Below are 21,236 nucleotides of genomic sequence, written 5' to 3' on the forward strand. Positions count from 1 at the left end.
GCCGGTTACTCGCGGTCAGTGTCAAAGGAAATCGTTCAATCGTGGTGAAAGGTTTCTTCCATCATCGCCCACCACTCGTCTTGCTTGCGGCTTTCGAGCGGTTGCTGGCAGGGAATGGTAAAAGACCACCATTCCTGGTTCTTGGGGCTTGCGGCTATCTTCGCCATATCGGCACTGAAATCCGTGCCGTGATATTCCCAATAACCGAACAGCAGATTTTCCGGTTCGCGCAGGAAGATCGTATAGTTGCGAATGTTGCTGTCGCTGATGAGCGCCAGAACTTCCGGCCAGACGGCAGCGTGCAGCCTTTTATATTCCGCGATCATCTCAGGTTTGACGCCTATGACCATGCCCATCCGCTGCATGAAAAACTCCGTTATTGCTTTATGGTGGCGAGTGCCGCACGCAGCCCGCGTTGCGGCAGGTTCAATCCCAGCCGTTCTGCAGCAGCGATGATCGGGATGAATCGGCGGCGCTTCTTTTCATCGTGATTACCGGCGATATCTGCCAGCCGATGCGCGAGAAAAGGATTGCGCAGACGTTCGCGCAGCACGCCGATATAAACCGCAGCCTCATCTCCCATGCCTTCGGCAGCAAAGACCGGCAGAACCTCATCCCGCCACAGCGTTTCCAGATCCGTAACGAGAGCGTCGTCGCCCATCGCCTGACGAACGGTCTCATCCTTCGCGCGGGCATCCTGCATCCAGCGCTCAGCCAGATAGGAGTGGCCGAGATTGAGCAGAAAAAGCTTCAGCTTTTCGTAATGGTCGAGATCATCCGTCAGCACGATCGCAGGGTGCGTGCATGGCAGAACGAGCCCTTCCTGCCTCTCGATTGCCCAAAGCGCATAGGGTTCCGCCACCGCACCAACAGGATCGATCGGCTCGGAGACGATGCGATCGACCAGACTATTGGCGAAACGGCATTTCTCGTTGAGATAAAAGGCAAAACCCGCCGGCAACTGCCACTCGTCTGCAAGCTGGCGAATGACGTGCTGCAGCCTTTCGCCATTGCGCGGCACAAGCTCGCAGGGGAAGATCGACAAAGGCGCTTCCGGATTGCGCTGAAAACGCTCCAGCAGCAACATGCAGAGCTTGGCAGGAAAGCTTTTCGGCACCACCGTGAAATCGGCCGCAAGGCCAGGCCCGTCAGCGGAATCCAGCTCATAACCACGATCACCCGTATTGGACAAAATGACCTCGGCCACGCACGCGAGACGCCGCACTTCGGCCCAGTCGGTTGCGGCGGTCAGCGCGCGTGCGACAGCCTTGCCAGGAATTTCCTCGTCCACTTCCTGCCCATCGCGGATACCGCGAATGCGCACAGGGTAGGGGGCACCGCTATTCAGTGCGGCAACACGCTTAAGGCTTTCCGCATTGCCGGTCGTCTGGACAATAGTAATATGTCCAAGAGCCTCGCCTTTATCCAGCGCCTGCGAAACGAACAGATCCGCATGCGCCAGAAGAAAGCGGCTGGTGCCAAATTGCAAAATGGGGGTGTCAGCTGTCATGCCACCTCCACCATGCCCTTGATGACTCCGGCTTTCGGATCGGTCAGACCGGCGAATTTGGAAGGCACATCGGCAAGCGTCATACGGTGGGTAATCAGTGCTTCCGGCACCTTGCCTTCCCGCAGCGCCTGCAACACCCGCTCGAAATCCTCAAGCGTTGCATTGCGGCTGCCGAGCAGCGTCGTCTCGCGCTTGTGAAACTCCGGATCATTGAAGCTGATATCGCTGGCGACGATGGATACCAGCACATAGGAGCCGCCATGCCCGACGAAGGAAAACCCGCGCTCCATGGCTTTCGGATTGCCCGTCGCATCAAAAACCGCATCGAAGAAATCACCGCCGGTAATATCGGAGAGGCGGTCCTTATCACCCTCACCGAGCGTTACCGTATGGGCGACGCCGAGATGCTGCTTGCAGAAATCCAGCCGGTCGGTGCGTCCGTCGATCATGGTCACCTCGCCACCATCGAGAACCGCAAAAACCGCAACCGCCATGCCGATCGGGCCAGCGCCGACGATCAGGACCTTCTGCCCTTTCTCGACCGCGCCACGGTGCACGGCATGCGCGCCGATCGCCAGAAATTCGGTCATGGCTGCCTGATCGAGGCTCAGCCCCTCCGCCTTCAGCACGAATTGCTGCGGCACACTCAGATATTCGACCATGCCGCCATCGCGATGAACGCCGAGCACGCCAATGTTCCTGCAGCAATTGCTCTTGCCTTTCAGGCAGGCACTGCATTTTCCGCAGGAGATATAGGGAATGACGGTGACGACGTCGCCAACCGAAAGAGGACTGCCATCAGGCGTTTCTTCCACCGTGCCGGAAAGCTCGTGGCCCATGATGCGCGGGTAGGAAAGATAAGGCTGGTTGCCGGTGAAGATATGCAGGTCAGTACCGCAGACACCGATGCGGCGAATGCGCACCAGCACTTCACCTTCACCACGACGAGGCTTCGGCAGATCCTTGGCGGTAAGTTGACCGGGAGTGTCACAGAAAATCGCCAGCATGCATCACCTGTCAGAAAGGGAATAAAAACGGATGGCGTTGCCGCCAAAAACTGCCGCATGGTCCTCTGCCGGCACGATGTCGCGGCAGAAATCCAGCCAGGCCTGGTAATCACCGGCCAGTCGCAACACCGGCCAGTCGCTGCCGAAGATCACGCGGTTTGCGCCGAAGAGTTCCAGAATGGTTTCGGCATAAGGCCGCACCGCTTCCGGCCGCTGCTCGCCACGCTCGGTCAGCAGACCGGACAGCTTGCAATGGACGTTGGCAAGAGCCGCCAATGCCGCCATGTCGCTCCGCCAGTCGCTGTAATGGCCGGTGGCGATAAACGGCTTCGCACCATGATCGATGACAACAGGCAATTGCGGATGGCGACGGGCAAATGACAGGAGATGCGGCAGATTGGCCGGCAGAACCAGCGCATCGAATACCAGCCCGTGTTTCACCAGCGCGTCCACCGCAGCATCCAGCGCCGGATCGTCGATCCAGGCCACATCCTCAATGCCCTGCAGCATGGGGCGCACGCCCCTGAAGGCTGGATGTTTTGCCCGGCGGGCAATTTCCGTCGCCGTATCGGGGGACTTCATGTCCACCCAGCCGACCACGCCCTTGATGAAATCGGTCTTTTCCGCCAGCTCCAGCATGAAATCGGTATCGGCGGCAGTCTCCATTGTCTGCACCAGCACCGTGCCCGAAACCCCGGCCGCAGCCAGCAAAGGCGAGAGATCGGCCGGAAGAAAATCCCGGTAGATGGCGGCAAGCGACGGCGGCGGCCATTGCCCGGCACGGTCCTTCATCAACCAGAAATGCTGGTGGGCGTCGATGAGCATGGCCTTCAGGCCTTTCCGCCGGGCACGGGCGAACCTTCGGCAATCAGGCCGCGCCTGTGCAGCTCGGACCAGAACTCATCCGGGATAGGCTGTTCGAACCATTCAATATTGGAAGCAAGTTGTTGGGCGTTGCGCGCGCCTGAAACGACCGTGACCGAAGCGGGATGGGCGAGCGGAAATTGCAGCGCCGCCGCCTGCAACGACACGCCCAGCTCCTCGCACACGCCCTGCAGCGCATCGACGCGCGTCAGGATATCGGCAGGCGCATCGGCGTAGTTGAACTTGCGGTTACCAGCCAGAATGCCCGAATTAAAAGCACCGGCGACAACGATGCCGACGCCGCCTTCAGCGCAGCGGTTCATGAAGGCAAGGCTCTGCTGTTCCAGGAGCGTATAACGGCCGGCAAGCATGGCAACGTCGATATCGAAGACATCCATGGCATCGCTGACGATCTGCCATTCGTTGACGCCAAGACCGACAGCTCCGGTTGAGCCTTCCTCACGCAGTTTGCCAAGCGCCCGGAAGCCGCCGCCAGTGGTCAGCTGCTCCCAGTAATGCTGGTGCTTTTCGCCGTGGGTGAAGGAGCCGATATCATGCACATAAAGAATATCCGGGTTCAGAACACCGAGCCGCTGCTGGCTGGCTTCGAAGGAACGCAGGATACCGTCATAGGAATAATCATAGGTCGGGCGGAACGGCAGGGGCGCAATATAGGCGTCCTCTTCCGGGCCAACGGTTTCATCCGGAACCATCACCCGGCCGACCTTGGTGCTGAGCGTATAATCGTTCCGCTCATGCTCCGTTACCATGGTGCCGAGACGACGCTCCGACCGCGTATAACCGTAAAACGGCGCGGTATCGAAATAACGCATGCCGCTTTCCCAAGCCGTGTCGAACGCACCTTTGGACTCCTCATAGGGCGTGACGCGGTAGAGATTGCCCATCTGGGCGCAGCCGAGGCCCATGACCGTAACGTCAACGGCGCGGCGCGGCAATTTGCGTGTATCGGAGACTTTCATCGCAGGGACTTTCCGGGTTTTATTTGAAAAGGCGCGCCGTCGCAAAGCGGCGCGCCGTCATGCATTAATAAAGAACGTTCTTGGCTTCCGGCTTGTCGACATTGTCCTTGGTGACAACAACGACGCCGGTGTCGACGAACTTCTCAACCTTTTCCTTGTTGATGAGCTTGGTGATGGTTTCCACGCCCTTCTCACCCATCTGGTAGGAACCCTGAACGACGATGCCGGCCAGCGTGCCATCCTTGACGAAGCCCTGAAGGTCCTGATTGCCGTCGAAGCCGATGCCAACCACCTTGCCGGCCTTGCCGGTCTGGGCGAGCGCGCGGCCAACGCCGATTGCCGTCGGCTCATTGGCGCCGAAGATACCCTTCAAATCGGAATTGGCGGCCAGAACGTCGGTGGTCTGGTTCAGCGCGGTCGCCATCTGCGACTGCGAATAGAAAGGACCGACGATCTTCAGGTTGGAATTCATCTGGATGTAATCGGTGAAACCGCCAACGCGGCCGATTTCCGAACCGGCACCGGCGACGTAAGACATGACGGCGATCTTGCCTTCCTTGCCAACCTTGTCGATCAGCGCCTGCGCTGCCAGTTCGCCGGCTTTCTTGTTGTCGGTTGCGAGGAACGACTGGTAATACTGCTCCGAGCCGCTGGCCAGCTGCGAGTCGATCAGAACGACGGGAATACGGGCTTCCCAGGCCTTCTTGACGGCCGGAACCAGCGCATCCGGATCGGAAGGGGCAAGAACAATGCCCGCGACCTTACGGTTGATGGCGTTTTCAACCATGTTGACCTGGTCGGCGATCGCAGATTCGGCAGCCGGACCCTGGAAGGTCATGGTGTTGCCGGCAGAGTTCTTCATCGCCGCATCGGCGCCCTTCTGCACGTTCTGCCAGAAAGTGGAATTGACGGTCTTGACGATGACGGCGATTTCGCCGGCCTGCACGGTGGAAACGCTCCACAGCGCGATTGCGGATGTCAGAAGGGCGGTCGCAAGTTTGTTCATTTCTTCCTCCGTGATGTCGGCATACCGGGCCTCCCCTTGCCGATCTTTTTTGCGGAAAGGGTCCGCAGGCCCTTGATCAGCGGCGGTTGCGCAACTGGTCGATCCAGACGGTGACCAGAATGACGAGGCCGATGATGATCTGTTGCGTGAAGGCGGAGACGCCGTTCATATTGAGACCGTTGCGCAGGATGCCGATGACGAAGGCGCCGATGGCCGTGCCGGAAATGGTGCCCACACCGCCGATCAGGGACGTGCCGCCAATGACGGCGCTGGCAATCGCATCCAGCTCATACATCACGCCTTCATTCGGCTGGGCGGTGACGAGGCGTGACATCAGCACGCAGCCCGTCAGTCCAGCCAGAGTTCCGGACAGGATATAGGTGAAGTTGGTAACGCGGGCGACATTCACGCCAGACAGCCGCGCCGCATCCGCGTTGGAACCGACGGCATAGATATGACGGCCGAGGATCGAGCGGTTGAGCATGAAGGAAACCGCAAGCGCAATCACCACCATCAGGATGACGGGATAGGGGATACCCGGAAACACCACATTCGGAAAGCCGTCATCACCGATGTTGACGATGCGGAAGAGCGCGCCATTGCCGAGTTCGCCGAAGGATTCGCCGAGACCGGACACGGCGCGAGCACCGGTGATCTGCAAAGCTACACCGCGGGCAATCAGCATCATGCCGAGTGTGGCGATGAAAGGCGGCAGCTTGAAGCGCGTGACGAGCAGGCCGTTGATGAAGCCGCAGAGAGACCCCGTCAGAATACCGAGAAACATGCCGACCGGCACCGGCATGCCAAGTTCTTTCACCGCAAGGGCGGCAACGACGCCGGCAAGCGCAAGCACCGAACCGACGGAAAGATCTATACCGCCGGTGATGATGACGCAGGTTGCGCCGATACCGAGCAGCGCAATGGACGTGACCTGCAATGCGATCGTCATGCCATTATTGACGGTGAAGAAAGCGCTGCTGGTTGCGGAAAAGACTGCAACAAGCGCAACGAGGCTGCCAAGCGCCGCAAATTTCTGGATGATGTCCTTCTGGCGGTCGCTGAAAGCGAAGCTCTTCTTGGGTTCTGCAATATTGGCCATGTCGTTCCTCACTGCGCGGCCCGGCCGTAACCGGACGCATACCGCATGATTTCTTCCTGATTGGTCTTGGCGGTCTCAAGCACGCCCGTGATCCGGCCCTGGTGGAAAACGGCGATGCGATCCGTCAGCCCGAGAATTTCCGGCAGCTCCGAACTGATGAGAACAACGCCAATGCCCTTCGCAGCCAGTTCGTCCATGATCTTGTAGATCGCGAATTTCGCGCCGACATCAATGCCGCGCGTCGGCTCATCGAAGAACAGCACGCGCGACTGCCGGAACAGCCATTTACCGATGATGATTTTCTGCTGATTACCACCTGATAGCAGCCGCACCGTCTGCTGGATGGAGGGTGTGCGAATATTCAGAAGGTCGACGTAACGTCTGGCGACATCGTCGTGTTTCTTGAAATCAATCAACCCGAAACGGTTGGAAACTTCGCCGATATTGGCAAGAGTGGTATTTGCGGCAACGGACATCTTGATGGCGAGACCATCGCTCTTTCTGTCTTCCGACAGATAGGCAATGCCTTCCCTGATGGCGTCCTGCGGTGAGCGGATGGACAGCTCGCGGCTCTCAAAGGTGATTTTTCCACTATCGAGGGCATCGGCTCCGAAGATTGCACGCGCCACCTCGGTGCGTCCGGCCCCCATCAGTCCGGCAAAGCCGAGAATTTCGCCACGCCGCAGCGAGAAAGAGACATCCTGAAACACGCCCGCGCGCGTCAGTCCCTCGGCAGAGAAAATAATGTCTTCCGTCGGCTTCGATGTGCGCTCCGGAAACTTGTCTTCCAGCGAGCGCCCGACCATGCGCGTGACGATATCGTCAACGGTGATCGACGCAAAATCGTCGGTAGAGATATAACGACCGTCGCGCAGGACCGTCACGCGATCAACGATCTCGGCCATTTCATCGAGACGATGAGAAATATAGACGATGCCGACACCGGACGCCTTAAGATCGCGAATGACCTTGAACAAGAGCCGCGTTTCCTGCTCGGTCAGCGAGGAGGTCGGCTCGTCCATGATGAGCACTTCAGCGTCAAGAGAGAGCGCCTTGGCGATCTCCACCATCTGACATTGGGCGACCGAGAGGCCGCGCACGATCTGGTCGGGGTCGATATCGACTCCCAGCCGATCAAGACAGCGTTTGGCATCAACGCGCAGCTTTTTGCGGTCAACGAGAAAGCCACGGCGCGGCTCGCGCGCAAGATAGATGTTTTCGGCAACGGAGAGATGCGGAACGAGGTTGAGTTCCTGATGGATAATAGCGATGCCGGCCGCTTCGGACTCCAGCGGCGATGCATATTGCACCTTCACGCCCTTGTGCAGAATCGTGCCGTCGCTCGGCTGGTAGACGCCGCTGATGATTTTCATCAGTGTCGATTTTCCCGCGCCATTCTCGCCGCAGACAGCGTGCACTTCACCGCTGCGCAGATCGAAATGCACATTCGACAGCGCCTTGACGCCCGGAAATTCCTTGCTGATGTTTTCAAGACGCAGGAGGGCCGAACGCTCCGCGCCCGTCTCCTCAGGCGAAAAATCGCCCCGAATTGTCGATGCGCCCTGCGACATCTGGAAACCTCCCACCCGTGCTCCCCGCTCCACCGGGGGTGCCTTCAACAGGCCAAATGGTTAGGCCGGTTTTTTTGAATGGTCAAGCCAATTTGGCCAAAATTTGAAGTACGGTTTTGAAAGCAGCGGAATGTCAACCTATAGAAAACAGGTATAACACTTTAAATTCATATATTTAAGTAATTTCTTGCGTATTGATACGCTTGGCGTTACGGTAAGGCCAAATAGAGAGTGCACATAGGGCTTATCGAAAAACACATGAATGGTCAGGCCAAAATAGCGGAACCGCGCCGGCTCTATCAGCAGATAGCGGACCAGATACGTGAGCTCATCGATCTCGGTGAGTTTCTGCCCGGAACACGGCTTCCGGCCGAACGGGAACTGGCGCAGAAGCTCGGTGTATCGAGACCCTCGCTGCGAGAGGCACTGATCGCGCTTGAAATCGACAACACTGTCGAAATTCGCATGGGTTCCGGTGTCTATGTCTCGACGGAGGCTCTCCAGAATACCCATCACACCAAATCGCTGGGCGACAGCCCTTCCGAACTAATGCAGGCACGCGCTGCGCTGGAAGGCGCGACCATCGTGCTGGCGGCCAGCCGCATGACCGACGAGACGATCGCAAACCTTCGCCAGATCCTGAATACGATGCAGAAGGAAATCGAGGCGGGACGCAAACCTCTGGATCAGGATCGGCTGTTTCACGTCACCATTGCCGAACAATCCGGCAACAGCGTCCTCACACGGCTGGTTGCAAGCCTTTTCGACGAACGACACAGCCCCATTTCAGCCCAGTTGCGGGTCAAATTCGAGGATCGGGATACCTGGACCCATGCGCTTCAGGAGCACGAAGCCATTCTGGCAGCTCTGGAGCTCAAAGATCCGCTATTGGCGCAGGCCGCCATTCATACCCATCTGGAAGGCTCCAAACGGCGCTGGGTCGAAAGCTGAGTTAAAAACATAGCAGGCAATATACCGGGAGGAGGAAAACCCGTGAGTGAGAATTCCGAGGCAACCATTTTGCTGAACGCCAACGACAATGTTGCGGTGGCGCGCCGGTCCATTCCGGCCGGTGGTGCGACGGGCAGGGGCGATCTGACGGCTCGCGAACTGATCGGACGCGGGCACAAAGTGGCCCTGAAATACATTAAATCCGGGGACGAGGTGCTGAAATACGGCCAGGTGATCGGTATCGCCACGCAGGATATCGAGCCGGGCCGGCACGTGCATCTTCACAATCTCGCGATGGTGCCTTCCGAACACGCACATCAGTTCAGTGTCGATATCGAAGAAAAGGGCATGGTGCCGGAAACCGAGCGCCGCACCTTCATGGGTTATGATCGTGGTCTCGGCGGCGTGGGCACACGCAATTATATCGGCGTCATCGCATCGGTGAACTGTTCCGCCACGGTGTCGCGTTATATCGCCGACTACTTCAACAAGCAGGGCGGACTTGACGGTTTCGACAACGTCGATGGTGTCGTCGCGCTGACCCACGGCGGCGGCTGCGCGCTGAATACCAAATCGGAAGGTTATCGCCTTCTGATCCGCACCATTCAGGGTTATGCCCGTCATCCCAATTTCGGCGGCATTCTGCTGATCGGCCTCGGCTGCGAAACAAACCAGATCGCCCCCATCCTCGAACATTACAAGATGGAAGAGGGTGAGCGACTGCGCACCATGACCATCCAGCAACACGGCGGCACGCGCAAGACAATCGATGCGGCGATTGCCGAGATCAAGGCCATGCTGCCGATGGTCAATGCCGCCCGTCGCACCGAGCAACCGCTTTCGAAGCTGAAAGTGGCGCTGGAATGCGGCGGTTCGGATGGCTACTCCGGTATCTCCGCGAACCCGGCCCTGGGGTATGCATCTGACCTTATCGTCCGCAATGGCGGCACGACGGTTCTTTCCGAAACACCTGAGATTTACGGCGCCGAGCACCTGCTGACAAAACGTGCCATCACCCCGGCGGTCGCCGAAAAACTATTACAGCGTATCGACTGGTGGCGGGATTATACCGCCCGCAATGGCGACGAGCTGAACAACAACCCCTCCCATGGCAACAAGCTCGGCGGCCTCACCACCATTCTGGAGAAATCACTGGGTGCAGTGGCCAAAGGCGGCTCGATGCCGCTGAAGGCGGTCTATGAATTCGCCGAAACCGTCACGGAGCAGGGTTTCGTTTTCATGGATACGCCCGGCTACGATCCCGTTGCCGTCACCGGCCAGGTCGCCGGCGGCTGCAACGTCATCTGTTTCACCACCGGCCGAGGCTCGGTCTCGGGTTTCAAGCCATCGCCCTGCATCAAGATTGCCACCAATTCCGAAATGTATGAACACATGAAGGAAGACATGGATATCAACTGCGGTGAGATCGTTACCGGCGCGGAAACCATCGAAGAATCCGGCAAACGAATTTTCGAACATATTCTGGCCGTGGCTTCCGGCGACAAAACCGTCAGCGAAATTTACGACTACGGCGACAACGAATTCGTGCCGTGGCAGGTCGGCGCGGTGACCTGAACGAAAAATCGAAACTGTCCCACGTGAAACAAAGGGCCCGGAAAGCGATTTCCGGGCCTTAACAATTCCTGACTATAGGTCCGCGGCTTAATGGCGGAAGTGACGCATGCCGGTGAACACCATCGTCACATTATGCTCGTTTGCAGCGTCGATCACTTCCTGGTCACGCATGGAGCCGCCCGGCTGGATGACAGCTGTGGCGCCAGCGGCAATCGCAGCAAGCAAACCATCGGCGAAGGGGTAAAAGGCTTCCGAAGCAACGGCAGACCCGCGCGTCAGCGGCTCAGTAAGGCCAAGCGCCTTGGCCGCATCTTCCGCCTTCTGGGCGGCGATGCGGGCGGAATCCACCCGGCTCATCTGGCCTGCGCCGATGCCTGCGGTCTGCCCATCCTTGGCATAGATCACAGCATTTGATTTCACATGCTTGGCGATCTTGAAGGCAAACTTCATGTCTTCAAGCTCCTGCGCCGTCGGCGCGCGCTTGGTGACAACCTTAAGGTCGAGATCTTCGACCATGCCATTGTCACGGCTTTGCACCAGCAGGCCGCCAGAAACGGTCTTTGCGGTAATGCCGGCTGCGCGTGGGTCCGGCAGACCGCCAGCAGTCAGCAGGCGCAGGTTCGGCTTGCGAGCGATGATGGACTTTGCTTCTTCGGTGACATCAGGTGCGATGATGACTTCGGTGAAAAGCTTGACGATCTCTTCCGCTGTTTCCGCATCCAGCGTTTGGTTCAAGGCAATGACGCCTCCAAAGGCAGAGACGGAATCGCAGGCCAATGCCCGCCTGTAAGCTTCGGCAAGCGTCGGACCGGTCGCAACGCCACAGGGGTTGGCATGCTTGATGATGGCGACTGCCGGCGCATTTTCAGGCAGGAATTCCGCCACCAGCTCGTAAGCCGCATCCGTATCGTTGATATTATTGTAGGAAAGCTGCTTGCCCTGAAGCAGCGTTGCCGTTGCGACGCCGGGACGCTTTTCGCCGGTCAGGTAAAAACCGGCGCTCTGATGCGGGTTTTCGCCATAACGCATCTTTTCCTTCAGCGTTCCGCCGATGGCACGGTAATCCGGCGTCTCAATCGAAAGCGCTTCAGCAAACCAGTTGGAAATCACGGCGTCATACGCAGCCGTGCGGGCATAGGCCTTGGCGGCAAAGCGCTGGCGCAGCGCATAGGAAGTCTGGCCATCATCCGCCTGCAGGGCTTCGACAAGCGCGGGATAGTCGGACGGATCGGTAACGACGGTGACATAAGCATGGTTCTTGGCGGAAGCGCGGATCATCGCCGGGCCGCCAATATCGATGTTTTCCACCGTCGTCGGATAATCGCCGCCCTTGGCGCGAACTTCCTCGAAGGGATAAAGATTGATCACCGAGAGATCGATCGCCTCAATGCCATGCGCCTTCATCGCCTCGACATGTTCGGCATCATCCCGGATCGCCAGAAGCCCGCCATGCACATTCGGGTGAAGAGTCTTGACGCGACCGTCCATGATCTCGGGAAAATCGGTCACCTCGGAAACATCCGTCACCGCCAGTCCCGCATCGGCAATGGCCTTCGCCGTTCCACCAGTCGAAAGCAGCCGGACGCCCAGCTTGGAGAGAACCGTCGCCAGCTCGATGATGTCAGTCTTGTCGGACACGGAAAGAAGCGCCGTGCGGATTTTGACTTTATCGGGGGCGGGGATTTTTTTGGACACGACGGCCATCGGGCATACTCCGTTTAACGGGGAGGACAGGCTGAAATGGAATTGATCCAGCAATTGCCGCCGCGTTAACACAGCTTACCGGATTAATAAACAGCGGGGATGACGGAGGGTGAAATCTATCGGCAGTTTTCGTGCTAAATCGCCCCGATTGCGGGACGAGATACGGCTCAGGCCTTGCGTTCGATGATCCAGCGGATTTCCCGCGTATTGGCGAGATTGAAGGGCAACTCGATCTGTTGCGAAGGCCGCATGCCGGACGCATCAGCCATGAACACATCTTCCGTCACGAAAACCTCCAGCCCAGGCGCCGAAAACAGCCAGGTGGTTCCATCCGCCGCTTCCAGATAAACCGACTCCTCATCCCGCTGGTGCAACTGAATATGAGGATGGATATGGAAACGCGAAACCGCTGAGATCAGCTGTGACTGTGTCTTCGTCGTATTCTCGTCGGCTCTGAGCAGGTCACGGCCTTTGATTTTCGTGCCGGCCGCATTTAACTCGATTTCCCGCTCATGATAGCAGCCAAAGTTCTGCAGATAGCCATCATGCGACGCCCGCAGGACGTCGTTGCCGTTTCCATCAGTTCCACGCTCGCTATCCACCTGGCTGACGCCGGAAATCATGATCGGCCCAAGCAATCTCGAGCGCGACAGCCTGCAAGACGACGTGTCTGCAAGCGTGACGGTGGAATGGGCGGCCGTTGACCGGCTGGCTCGCTGATATTCCGGAGCTGCGTTTTTCGGAAAGCCCGAATTGACGATGAACCGATTCTTGCCGCAGGACATTTCAAAAGACAGGCAACCCGAATGGGCACTACGGGAAAGCTCTGCCGAACCGGGATACCCCGTGTCGACGATGATGACGGTCTCATCTGTCGCAAGCCGATGGTAATTGACATCCGGCAACATTTTCGAAGGCCGACCGGCGGTTTCGTCATAACGCAGCACGGAGACAAGCTCATTGGCAAGTGTCGCCGTTGCACCGTTGAACAGCGCCAGATCACCACCCTGATGCCGGAAAAACCGGATCGCCGGAAACATCCGGTCTATCGCCGGCACCAGCCCGGAGGGCAGATCGTGACCAAGATTGATATAACTTTGCCGAAGCGGCAGAAGATCGAGCAGTAGATCCAGCATGACCCGCGGATTACGGGACACATGCCCACCATCGGGCAAGATCTGGCGCTCCATTTCCTGAGCCAGCTTCATTCCATGCCGGGTGATGCGAGAAAGGCGTGTGGGCATGGCGATGGAGGCCATGGCAAGCGCAATCCTGATCCGCAGCCGCGTCTCGCCATCCGGCGCATGTTTGACGATCCTGTCCAGATAACGCACATGAAAGGCGAGACTTTTGAGGAAACGGCGATAAAAGCCGGCATCGGCCTCGAATAAAACGACGGGCGAATGGGACAGCCAGGCGATCAGCCGCTGGGCCGCGATCTCCGGAGACCAGCCTGTCCCGGTAACACGCCTGCCGTTCAGGGCAATCCATTCGGCAACGATGCGACGCGCCCGCTTGCAAGCCTCACTCGACCTGTCGGAGCGGATATGCCGCAACCACCCGAAGGCGTGTAGCCGCTCCTCAAAAACAAGCGAGGGATAATCCACCTGAAAGGGCGAAAGGCCGCCCGTTTCCACGACGCGACCGGCAAGCGCAATCCGCCCACGAAGCAATTCCTCGGCAAAATAAGGATCGATAGCCCTCAAATCCGTCGGTGCCGCCACCAGACCATCTGGAACACGATTGGCAAACCGCGACACATGCAGACGCAAAGGTGTGAGGCCGACACACAGATGACGATACGCCATCCGTGAAAGAAGACCGGCCGCATTCATGCTGCCTGCAAAGGACCCTAACAAGCTGTGTTTCCCGCTTCACATGTTTTGTTTTTATCAGTGAACCGCGATGACCGGAACATTATCGATAAATATCAATGATTCGCGAAAGCTTCGCTTTTTTCTACTTCTTAAGCAAGACACTGCTAAAAAACCCGTCGACACCGCCGAACATATCCGGCGTCGTTCGCAGATCACCCTCGGAGCTGACAGCCGATTCCATTCCCGGCCAGTCTTCCTTGCGAACGGCAATACGCTCCACATCTGGATTTTCCGCCAGAACCTGCGCAATCATCTCTTCGCCTTCCGAAGGATCAAGCGAGCAGTTGGAGAACACAACGATACCGCCAGACCCCACCAATGTCAGTGCATGCCGCAACATCTGGCCCTGAAGAGCCGCAAGTTTGGCAATGTCCGTTTCATCCTTGGTCCAGCAGACATCGGGATGTTTGCGCAGCGTCCCGGTTGATGAACAGGGCGCATCGAGAAGAACAGCGTCAAACAGTTGCTCCGGCTGGTACTTCAACATGTTCACCTCCACCGTTTCGGCATGGAGGCCAAGCCGGTCGAGATTTTCCCTGAGGCGTCGCAAACGATTGCCGGACTGATCCAGCGCCGTCACTTTAGCGCCCGCCAGCGCCAGCTGGGCCGTTTTACCGCCTGGGGCGGCACAAAGATCGGCAACACGCTTGCCGGAGATATCGCCCAGCAGCCGCACCGGCATGCTGGCGGCGAGATCCTGCACCCACCAGGCGCCCTCGGCAAAACCTTCAAGCGAGGGAATCTGGCCTTCGAAATCTCCAAGGCGCACACTGCCATTCGGCAAAACGGTGCCGCCCAGCTTTTCCGCCCACAGGGTCGGATCGGTCTTGACTGTAAGATCAATGGAGGACGGCGTCAGCTGCGCTTCGGAAATCCGTTGTGCCACGTCATCGCCATAAGCGGAAACAAGCCGCGCATAGAACCAGTCCGGCAACACCGGCACGTCGGCAATGGCTTGCTCGATTTCCGTTTTCTCCCGGCCAAGCCGCCTGAGAACCGCGTTGACCAGCTTCACGAAACGCTTGTTGCGGGGGTCACGATGCGCCTGTTCCACCGCCAGATCGACGGCGGAGTGATCGGGGACATCGAGATAAAGCATCTGCGCCGCGCCGACGACAAGTACATGTTGCAGCGATCGCGCACCCTGTGGCAGCGGCCCGTCAAGCAGCATCGACAATGCCGTCTCAAGGCGGGGGAGGTGGCGAAGCGCACTGTTGACGATGGCTCTCACCAACGCCCTGTCCGCAATGGAAAGCGCCCGATAGACCGGATTGCCATTTTCGCTATCCAGCATGCCATCAAGCGAGGTCTTCTTTTCCAGAACGGCAGCGAGAATTCGAGTCGCGGCGATGCGCGCAGCAAGGCCTGGCTTATCCTCGAACGACGAAGGGCCGTCTTCGCGGCCCCTGCCTTGTCCCGGTCTCGCTTGTCCAGATCTCGTTTTTTTGGACCGGGCCGGCTTATTCTGAATATCGGATGTCAAGACCACGGTCCCTTGCGCTCGTTTTCGTTGCTTCGTCCCGTATTGGGAACGGAGCCTGATTTGCGCAGAGGTCTACCACCCGATGGCGACGGCGTCGATGCTCGCGGGGAAAACTCCTGTGCCATGGCATGCAGCGCTGCCACGCGGTTTTCCGTATTCGGATGCGTGGAGAAGAGATTGTCCATGCGCTCACCGGAGAGGGGGTTGATGATGAACATGTGCGCTGTTGCCGGGTTGCGCTCGGCATCGTCATTGTGAATTTGCTGCGCCATACCGGAGATTTTCTGCAACGCCGAGGCAAGCCACAGCGGGTTCCCACAGATTTCCGCACCGCGGCGGTCGGCGGAATATTCCCGCGTACGGCTGATTGCCATCTGCACCAGCATCGCGGCGAGCGGCGCAACGATCATCGCAACCAGCACACCGATAAAGCCGAGCGGATTATTGTTATTTTCGCGGTTGCCGCCAAAGAAGAAAGCGAAATTACCGAGCATGGAGATAGCACCCGCCAGCGTGGCCGTGATCGTCATAGTCAACGTGTCGCGGTTCTGCACATGCGCCAACTCATGCGCCATAACGCCGGCCACTTCTTCCGGGGTAAGACGCTCCAGCAGACCCGTGGAGGCCGCCACTGCGGCGTTCTGCGGGTTACGTCCTGTCGCAAAGGCGTTGGGCTGGGGGCTATCGTAAATATAGACCTTCGGCATCGGCAGGTCGGCATTGTGCGAGAGATCGCGGATCATGTGGAAAAATTCGGGTGCATTGGCCTCGTCAATCTCCCGCGCGCGATAGGCGGAGAGGACCATTTTATCCGAATTCCAATAGGAGAAGAGGTTCATACCCGCGGCAATGAGAAGGGCAATCATCATGCCGCCCTTGCCGCCGATCAGAAAACCGACACCCATGAACAATGCCGTCATGAAGGCCAGAAGCATTGCCGTGCGCATCATGTTCATCCGTTAAAATCTCCTTGTCGTTCATCAGAAATCATTGTGGGGTTTCTAAACCCCAATTGATTATATAATCTGGTAAGCGCCAAACATATTTCAATATCCCGTCATAGGGAGGATTTCTCATGCAAGATGCGGATAATGACAACGGCGCGGAAACGCCGAGACGGCTATCGCCGGCAGCTGAACGCGCCCTGAAAGAAGCCGAAGAGAGACGCCGGCAACAGGCAGACCTTCAATTGCCGCCGGAAACAGGCGGCCGCGGCGGTGCCGAACCCGTTCGTTTCGGCGACTATGAAATAAAAGGCCGTGCAATCGACTTTTGAGCCGCGCCAAAACGAAAATACCCGCCTTAAGCGGGTATTTATCAACAAAAACAGATAGTTGACTATTTTTGTTCCAGAAGCCGGCAGACCGCTTCCAGCTGTTCAAGCGTCCGGTATCCAATGCGGATTTGCCCCGAACCACCCTTGTGGCTGATCTTCACATCAAGCCCCAGGGCGTCCGACAGGCTGCGCTCCAACGCAACCGTATCAGAATCCTTCTCAGCCGCCGGCCGCTTCTCCGTAACGTCACCCTGTGACTTGATATCGTTCTGCGCCAGACGCTCAGCATCACGCACCGACAATCCCTTGGAGACGATCGTCCGCGCCAGATTTGCCGGATCAGACGTGGAAACAAGCGCCCGCGCGTGACCTGCGGATAAGGAACCGTCTGCAAGCATATCCCGTACCGGATCAGGAAGTTTCAAAAGCCGAAGGCTGTTTGCAACATGGCTACGGCTCTTGCCAATAATCTCGCCGAGATCATTCTGGGTATAGCCGTGTTCGGCGATCAGCTGTTCATAACCCATCGCCTCTTCAAGCGGGTTCAGGTCTGAACGTTGAACGTTCTCAACAATGGCCAGCTCCAGTGCCGTGCGGTCGTCCACATCGCGAACGATGACAGGCACATCGGTAAAACCAGCCAGCTGCGCCGCACGCCAGCGTCTTTCACCGGCAATAATCTCGTAACGGTTGGCTGCAACCGTCCGCACGACCACAGGCTGCACAATTCCATGCTGGCGAATGGATGCGGCCAGATCCTGCAATTCATTCTCGTCGAAATGACGTCTTGGATTTCTCTGGCTGCGAGCGATGAATTCAATCGGAATGGTGCGGTCAGCATTGACGGTGCGCTGCGGCTCGCCCACTGGCATAGGCTGATCCATTTCGCCGATCAATGCAGCAAGACCGCGCCCGAGTCGACGCTTGGAAAGATCATCACTCATAAGATATTACTCCATACATTCCGGCAGACGTCAGGCGGCTTTGCGCAGCCGCTCTCTCTGGATCACTTCCGATGCCAACTGCAAATAAGCCTGGCTACCAGCGCATTTCAGATCATAAAGAATTGCCGGTTTACCATAGGACGGCGCTTCTGACACACGAACATTACGCGGAATAAGCGTGTGGTAAACCTTTTCTCCCAAATGAGTTCGCACATCCGTAACAACCTGCTGCGCAAGATTGTTCCGCGCATCAAACATCGTCAGAACAATACCCTGTATATCAAGCTGCGGATTAACCGAGCCGCGGATCTGGCTGACAGTATCCAGCAACTGGCTAAGACCTTCCAGAGCAAAGAACTCACACTGCAGCGGCACCAGCACAGAGTGGGCGGCCGTCATGGCGTTCATGGTCAGAAGATTGAAAGAGGGCGGGCAATCGACAAGAATATAGGAATAATCTCTTGCCTCTTGCGTTTCCATGGCCGCGCGCAACAGAAAGACCCGGTTGGAAACATTGGCAACCTGCATCTCGAAACCGAGCAAATCCATGGTCGACGGCACAATATCGAGATTTGGAACTGCCGTCGGAACGGCGACTTCGCCGATGGTGTGATCGCCCACCAGAAGATCGTAAGAAGAAAGTTTACGTTCCTTGCGGTCAATCCCCAGCCCCGTGCTGGCATTTCCCTGCGGGTCCAGATCAACGATCAGTACGCGCTCACCAATAGCAGCCAGCGCCGTTGCCAGATTAATGGCGGTCGTTGTTTTTCCAACCCCACCTTTCTGGTTTGCGACTGCGATAATCCGGTTTTTTTCAAAAGTCATGCCGCACCTGGCCAGCTTGTCAGCGTCTCAAAGTGAGGTTGCTGATTTCAAGAACAACAGAATCTGCCTCAATGGCACTCTGATGTTTTACCAGATCAAACTGCCAGCGACCATGCGCTTTCTGCACTTCGGAATCATAATCCCGGCCTTTATTAAAATAGGCCTTGAGGTTTGGATTATTCTGCGCCCAGGGATGAATATAGTCGAAAAGCAGATCAAGCTCGGCCAGTGCTCGCGCGGAAACGGCATCGCAGGTTTTGACAATTTCAGGCGCTTTTTCGATCCTTATCGGATGAACGCTACCTCTCGCCCCGGTTTCCTTTAGGGCAATCCGCAAAAATGCAGCCTTTTTATTGTTGCTTTCGACCAGATCTACCCAACCATCCCCGAGTTCCGCGAGAAAGATAGCGGTTATAACGCCCGGAAAACCGCCGCCGCTGCCTAAGTCAGCCCATCGTTGTACCTTGGGAGAGAGCTGGAATATTTGGGCGCTGTCGGCCACATGCCTGCTCCAAAGCTCTGTGAGAGTGGAGGGCGCGACCAGGTTGGTGGTTTTATTCCACTTCTTAAAAAGCTCGACAAAGTGTTCGAGCCTCTCATGTGTTTCACGTGAAACACTCTGGCCGTTTATCTTCATAATCCGACTCGCTATTGGTGCATGCGTAATTTTTCGCCTTGCCCAGCGGAACTTTTTCGCAGTAGGGCAAGCAGCAGCGATATAGCAGCCGGCGTCATACCGTCAACACGTGCAGCCTGCGCAATGTTCTCGGGGCGGACCTTTTCCAACTTTTGTTTCAGTTCATTGGAAAGACCTGAGAGACTTTGGAAATCGAAATCATCCGGGATTTTCCTGTCTTCATCCCGTTTGATATCAACAATATCCGCGCTCTGCCGCTGCATATAAACCGCATAACTTGCTTCAATTTCCAGAGTTTCCGCAACCTTGCCGCGAAGCGACTGCAGCTCCGGCCAATGCTGCGTAAGAACATCCAGTGTTATATCAGGGTAAGCGAGCAATTCATAAACGGAACGGCGCTGACCATCCTGATTGAGCTTCAATCCCTGTTTCGCCGCCTGGGAAGGGCTGATGGTCGCTGCCTTCATCAGCTCACGACCCGCTTCCAGATCAGCAATAAATGCCTCAAAGCGCTTTTCGCGCTTGGAACCGATAATCCCGGCTTTTTGGCCAATTGGCGTCAGCCGCAAATCGGCATTATCCACACGCAGGGAAAGCCGGTATTCGGCCCTCGATGTAAACATCCGGTAGGGTTCGCTTACGCCCTTCGAGGTCAGATCATCGACCATGACGCCGATATAGGATTCCGTTCGGCTGAAATAGAGCGGATCGGTATTGCTAGCATAAAGAGAAGCGTTCAGCCCCGCAACAAGACCCTGAGCGCCGGCTTCTTCATAACCAGTGGTGCCGTTGATCTGCCCCGCCAGGAACAGGCCGGGAATTTTGCGGCATTCAAGCGAGGGCTTGAGCTCCCGCGGATCGACATAGTCATATTCGATGGCGTAACCGGGCTGAAGAATAGTGACCTGTTCGAGCCCTGGTATCGTACGAATAAATTGTTCCTGCACGGAAGCGGGAAGGGAGGTTGAGATACCGTTCGGATAAATAGTGTGGTCGTCCAGACCCTCTGGTTCTAGAAATATCTGATGCCCATCCCGCTCCCCGAAACGAGTGATCTTATCTTCGATGGACGGGCAATAGCGTGGGCCAACGCCCTCGATCTGCCCGGAATACATCGCTGAAAGATGAATATTGTCCTGGATAATCCTATGACCGGCCGGCGTCGTGCGGGTTACGCCACACTCGATCTGCGGGTTGAGAATCCGATCCGTCATGAAGGAAAAAGGCACCGGATCTTCATCCGCCCCCTGTCGATCGACGGCATCCCAGTGAATGGTGCGACCATCGAGCCGGGCAGGCGTGCCGGTTTTCAACCGCCCCATGACCAAGCCAAGACGAGAAAGTGTCTCGGAGAGACCCACGGATGGCTTTTCGCCGACACGACCGGCAGGAATCTTTTCGGAACCGATATGAATCAGGCCACGCAGAAAAGTGCCGCTGGTCAAAACAGCCGCACCACACGGAATCCGGCTACCATTCGCCATAATAACCGCGGAGACACGCCCATCCGCCATCTCGATATCGAAGGCATCGCCCTCGATAATCGTCAGATTTTCAATCGCGTCGATTTCACGCTGCATCGCCTCGCGGTAAAGTCGCCTGTCAGCCTGCGTCCGCGGCCCGCGAACGGCCGGACCCTTTTTACGATTAAGCATACGGAACTGGATGCCGGCAGCATCAGCGACCCTGCCCATCAAGCCGTCAAGCGCATCAATCTCACGAACCAGATGCCCCTTGCCAAGACCGCCAATTGCGGGGTTACAGGACATCACGCCTATCGTCTCGCGCTTATGGGTGATGAGGGCAGTTTTTGCACCATGACGCGCGGCGGCGGCGGCGGCTTCACTGCCGGCGTGGCCACCGCCAATAATTATGACATCATATGATTGGTGCATGTCCCTGCGCCTTATCCTAAATCATCCACATA

At 57.2% G+C, this 21,236-nt stretch carries 19 protein-coding genes; 3 read left to right on the forward strand and 16 right to left on the reverse strand.

What is annotated here, in order from left to right; genetic code table 11:
* Positions 1–35: 35 nt before the first annotated feature.
* The 8 genes from PL640_RS16105 to PL640_RS16140 all read right to left on the reverse strand — a co-directional run bounded on the left by PL640_RS16105 (position 36) and on the right by PL640_RS16140 (position 8,037).
* A complete protein-coding gene (locus tag PL640_RS16105; protein WP_142842153.1) occupies positions 36–365 on the reverse strand; it encodes an L-rhamnose mutarotase in 330 nt (109 codons plus the stop codon).
* Between the two features lie 11 nt (positions 366–376).
* The gene (locus tag PL640_RS16110) at positions 377–1,510 is read right to left on the reverse strand and encodes a mannitol dehydrogenase family protein (RefSeq protein ID WP_271362603.1); all 1,134 of its coding nucleotides are present in this window, start codon (positions 1,508–1,510) and stop codon (positions 377–379) included.
* The gene (locus PL640_RS16115) at positions 1,507–2,517 is read right to left on the reverse strand and encodes a zinc-binding alcohol dehydrogenase family protein (RefSeq protein WP_271362604.1); all 1,011 of its coding nucleotides are present in this window, start codon (positions 2,515–2,517) and stop codon (positions 1,507–1,509) included. The genes PL640_RS16110 and PL640_RS16115 overlap by 4 nt, the downstream gene beginning before the upstream one ends.
* Before the next feature lie 3 nt (positions 2,518–2,520).
* Positions 2,521–3,342: an amidohydrolase family protein gene (locus PL640_RS16120; RefSeq protein ID WP_271362605.1), complete on the reverse strand. Its 822-nt coding sequence runs from the start codon at positions 3,340–3,342 to the stop codon at positions 2,521–2,523.
* 5 nt (positions 3,343–3,347) lie between these two features.
* Positions 3,348–4,361: an aldo/keto reductase gene (locus PL640_RS16125; RefSeq protein WP_271362606.1), complete on the reverse strand. Its 1,014-nt coding sequence runs from the start codon at positions 4,359–4,361 to the stop codon at positions 3,348–3,350.
* Positions 4,362–4,425: 64 nt separating this feature from the next.
* The gene (locus PL640_RS16130) at positions 4,426–5,367 is read right to left on the reverse strand and encodes an ABC transporter substrate-binding protein (RefSeq protein ID WP_046799686.1); all 942 of its coding nucleotides are present in this window, start codon (positions 5,365–5,367) and stop codon (positions 4,426–4,428) included.
* Between the two features lie 76 nt (positions 5,368–5,443).
* Entirely contained in the window at positions 5,444–6,466 is a 1,023-nt protein-coding gene (locus PL640_RS16135) for an ABC transporter permease (protein WP_142842148.1), read from the reverse strand.
* 8 nt (positions 6,467–6,474) lie between these two features.
* The gene (locus tag PL640_RS16140; protein ID WP_271362607.1) at positions 6,475–8,037 is read right to left on the reverse strand and encodes a sugar ABC transporter ATP-binding protein; all 1,563 of its coding nucleotides are present in this window, start codon (positions 8,035–8,037) and stop codon (positions 6,475–6,477) included.
* A gap of 258 nt (positions 8,038–8,295) precedes the next feature.
* Between PL640_RS16140 and PL640_RS16145 the strand changes: the two genes are divergently transcribed.
* Positions 8,296–8,988, forward strand: coding sequence for a FadR/GntR family transcriptional regulator (locus PL640_RS16145; protein WP_271362608.1), 693 nt, complete (start codon positions 8,296–8,298; stop codon positions 8,986–8,988).
* A 42-nt stretch (positions 8,989–9,030) separates the two neighbouring features.
* A complete protein-coding gene (locus PL640_RS16150; protein WP_271362609.1) occupies positions 9,031–10,563 on the forward strand; it encodes a UxaA family hydrolase in 1,533 nt (510 codons plus the stop codon).
* Between the two features lie 87 nt (positions 10,564–10,650).
* Here PL640_RS16150 and purH read toward each other — a convergent pair whose 3' ends face one another.
* The 4 genes from purH to htpX form a co-directional block, all read right to left on the reverse strand.
* The gene (purH, locus tag PL640_RS16155) at positions 10,651–12,267 is read right to left on the reverse strand and encodes a bifunctional phosphoribosylaminoimidazolecarboxamide formyltransferase/IMP cyclohydrolase (protein ID WP_271362610.1); all 1,617 of its coding nucleotides are present in this window, start codon (positions 12,265–12,267) and stop codon (positions 10,651–10,653) included.
* Between the two features lie 167 nt (positions 12,268–12,434).
* Complete coding sequence (locus PL640_RS16160; protein ID WP_271362661.1) at positions 12,435–14,102, reverse strand: heparinase II/III family protein; 1,668 nt, start codon at positions 14,100–14,102, stop codon at positions 12,435–12,437.
* A gap of 124 nt (positions 14,103–14,226) precedes the next feature.
* Positions 14,227–15,627: an RsmB/NOP family class I SAM-dependent RNA methyltransferase gene (locus tag PL640_RS16165; RefSeq protein WP_271362611.1), complete on the reverse strand. Its 1,401-nt coding sequence runs from the start codon at positions 15,625–15,627 to the stop codon at positions 14,227–14,229.
* Positions 15,624–16,583 carry a zinc metalloprotease HtpX gene (gene htpX / locus PL640_RS16170; protein WP_271362612.1) on the reverse strand — a complete coding sequence of 320 codons (960 nt, stop codon included), beginning with the start codon at positions 16,581–16,583 and terminating at the stop codon, positions 15,624–15,626. Before htpX ends, PL640_RS16165 begins: the two co-directional genes overlap by 4 nt.
* A gap of 119 nt (positions 16,584–16,702) precedes the next feature.
* Here htpX and PL640_RS16175 point away from each other — a divergent pair, with 119 nt between their 5' ends.
* Positions 16,703–16,903 (forward strand): DUF1674 domain-containing protein, encoded by a 201-nt coding sequence (locus PL640_RS16175; RefSeq protein ID WP_142842141.1) that lies wholly within the window; start codon positions 16,703–16,705, stop codon positions 16,901–16,903.
* Between the two features lie 62 nt (positions 16,904–16,965).
* On the opposite strand, the gene PL640_RS16180 is transcribed toward PL640_RS16175, so the two are convergent.
* The 4 genes from PL640_RS16180 to mnmG are packed head-to-tail and all read right to left on the reverse strand — an operon-like array spanning position 16,966 to position 21,204.
* Positions 16,966–17,847: a ParB/RepB/Spo0J family partition protein gene (locus PL640_RS16180; RefSeq protein WP_271362614.1), complete on the reverse strand. Its 882-nt coding sequence runs from the start codon at positions 17,845–17,847 to the stop codon at positions 16,966–16,968.
* Between the two features lie 30 nt (positions 17,848–17,877).
* Entirely contained in the window at positions 17,878–18,672 is a 795-nt protein-coding gene (locus PL640_RS16185) for a ParA family protein (protein WP_271362615.1), read from the reverse strand.
* 19 nt (positions 18,673–18,691) lie between these two features.
* Positions 18,692–19,309 (reverse strand): 16S rRNA (guanine(527)-N(7))-methyltransferase RsmG, encoded by a 618-nt coding sequence (gene rsmG / locus PL640_RS16190; RefSeq protein WP_142842138.1) that lies wholly within the window; start codon positions 19,307–19,309, stop codon positions 18,692–18,694.
* An 11-nt stretch (positions 19,310–19,320) separates the two neighbouring features.
* A complete protein-coding gene (mnmG, locus tag PL640_RS16195) occupies positions 19,321–21,204 on the reverse strand; it encodes a tRNA uridine-5-carboxymethylaminomethyl(34) synthesis enzyme MnmG (RefSeq protein ID WP_271362616.1) in 1,884 nt (627 codons plus the stop codon).
* Positions 21,205–21,236: the final 32 nt, after the last annotated feature.

The organism is Agrobacterium sp. ST15.16.024, from assembly GCF_027956545.1.
Lineage (GTDB): Bacteria > Pseudomonadota > Alphaproteobacteria > Rhizobiales > Rhizobiaceae > Agrobacterium > Agrobacterium cucumeris.

What these genes read in the sequence shown, in the direction of transcription:
- PL640_RS16135 (WP_142842148.1), bottom strand. Translation starts at nt 6,466, where the DNA reads ATGGCCAATATTGCAGAACCCAAGAAGAGCTTCGCTTTCAGCGACCGC.
- PL640_RS16175 (WP_142842141.1), top strand. Translation starts at nt 16,703, where the DNA reads ATGCAAGATGCGGATAATGACAACGGCGCGGAAACGCCGAGACGGCTA.
- PL640_RS16125 (WP_271362606.1), bottom strand. Translation starts at nt 4,361, where the DNA reads ATGAAAGTCTCCGATACACGCAAATTGCCGCGCCGCGCCGTTGACGTT.
- purH (WP_271362610.1), bottom strand. Translation starts at nt 12,267, where the DNA reads ATGGCCGTCGTGTCCAAAAAAATCCCCGCCCCCGATAAAGTCAAAATC.
- PL640_RS16185 (WP_271362615.1), bottom strand. Translation starts at nt 18,672, where the DNA reads ATGACTTTTGAAAAAAACCGGATTATCGCAGTCGCAAACCAGAAAGGT.
- htpX (WP_271362612.1), bottom strand. Translation starts at nt 16,583, where the DNA reads ATGAACATGATGCGCACGGCAATGCTTCTGGCCTTCATGACGGCATTG.
- mnmG (WP_271362616.1), bottom strand. Translation starts at nt 21,204, where the DNA reads ATGCACCAATCATATGATGTCATAATTATTGGCGGTGGCCACGCCGGC.
- PL640_RS16115 (WP_271362604.1), bottom strand. Translation starts at nt 2,517, where the DNA reads ATGCTGGCGATTTTCTGTGACACTCCCGGTCAACTTACCGCCAAGGAT.
- PL640_RS16145 (WP_271362608.1), top strand. Translation starts at nt 8,296, where the DNA reads ATGAATGGTCAGGCCAAAATAGCGGAACCGCGCCGGCTCTATCAGCAG.
- PL640_RS16130 (WP_046799686.1), bottom strand. Translation starts at nt 5,367, where the DNA reads ATGAACAAACTTGCGACCGCCCTTCTGACATCCGCAATCGCGCTGTGG.
- PL640_RS16120 (WP_271362605.1), bottom strand. Translation starts at nt 3,342, where the DNA reads ATGCTCATCGACGCCCACCAGCATTTCTGGTTGATGAAGGACCGTGCC.
- PL640_RS16140 (WP_271362607.1), bottom strand. Translation starts at nt 8,037, where the DNA reads ATGTCGCAGGGCGCATCGACAATTCGGGGCGATTTTTCGCCTGAGGAG.
- rsmG (WP_142842138.1), bottom strand. Translation starts at nt 19,309, where the DNA reads ATGAAGATAAACGGCCAGAGTGTTTCACGTGAAACACATGAGAGGCTC.
- PL640_RS16160 (WP_271362661.1), bottom strand. Translation starts at nt 14,102, where the DNA reads ATGAATGCGGCCGGTCTTCTTTCACGGATGGCGTATCGTCATCTGTGT.
- PL640_RS16105 (WP_142842153.1), bottom strand. Translation starts at nt 365, where the DNA reads ATGCAGCGGATGGGCATGGTCATAGGCGTCAAACCTGAGATGATCGCG.
- PL640_RS16110 (WP_271362603.1), bottom strand. Translation starts at nt 1,510, where the DNA reads ATGACAGCTGACACCCCCATTTTGCAATTTGGCACCAGCCGCTTTCTT.
- PL640_RS16180 (WP_271362614.1), bottom strand. Translation starts at nt 17,847, where the DNA reads ATGAGTGATGATCTTTCCAAGCGTCGACTCGGGCGCGGTCTTGCTGCA.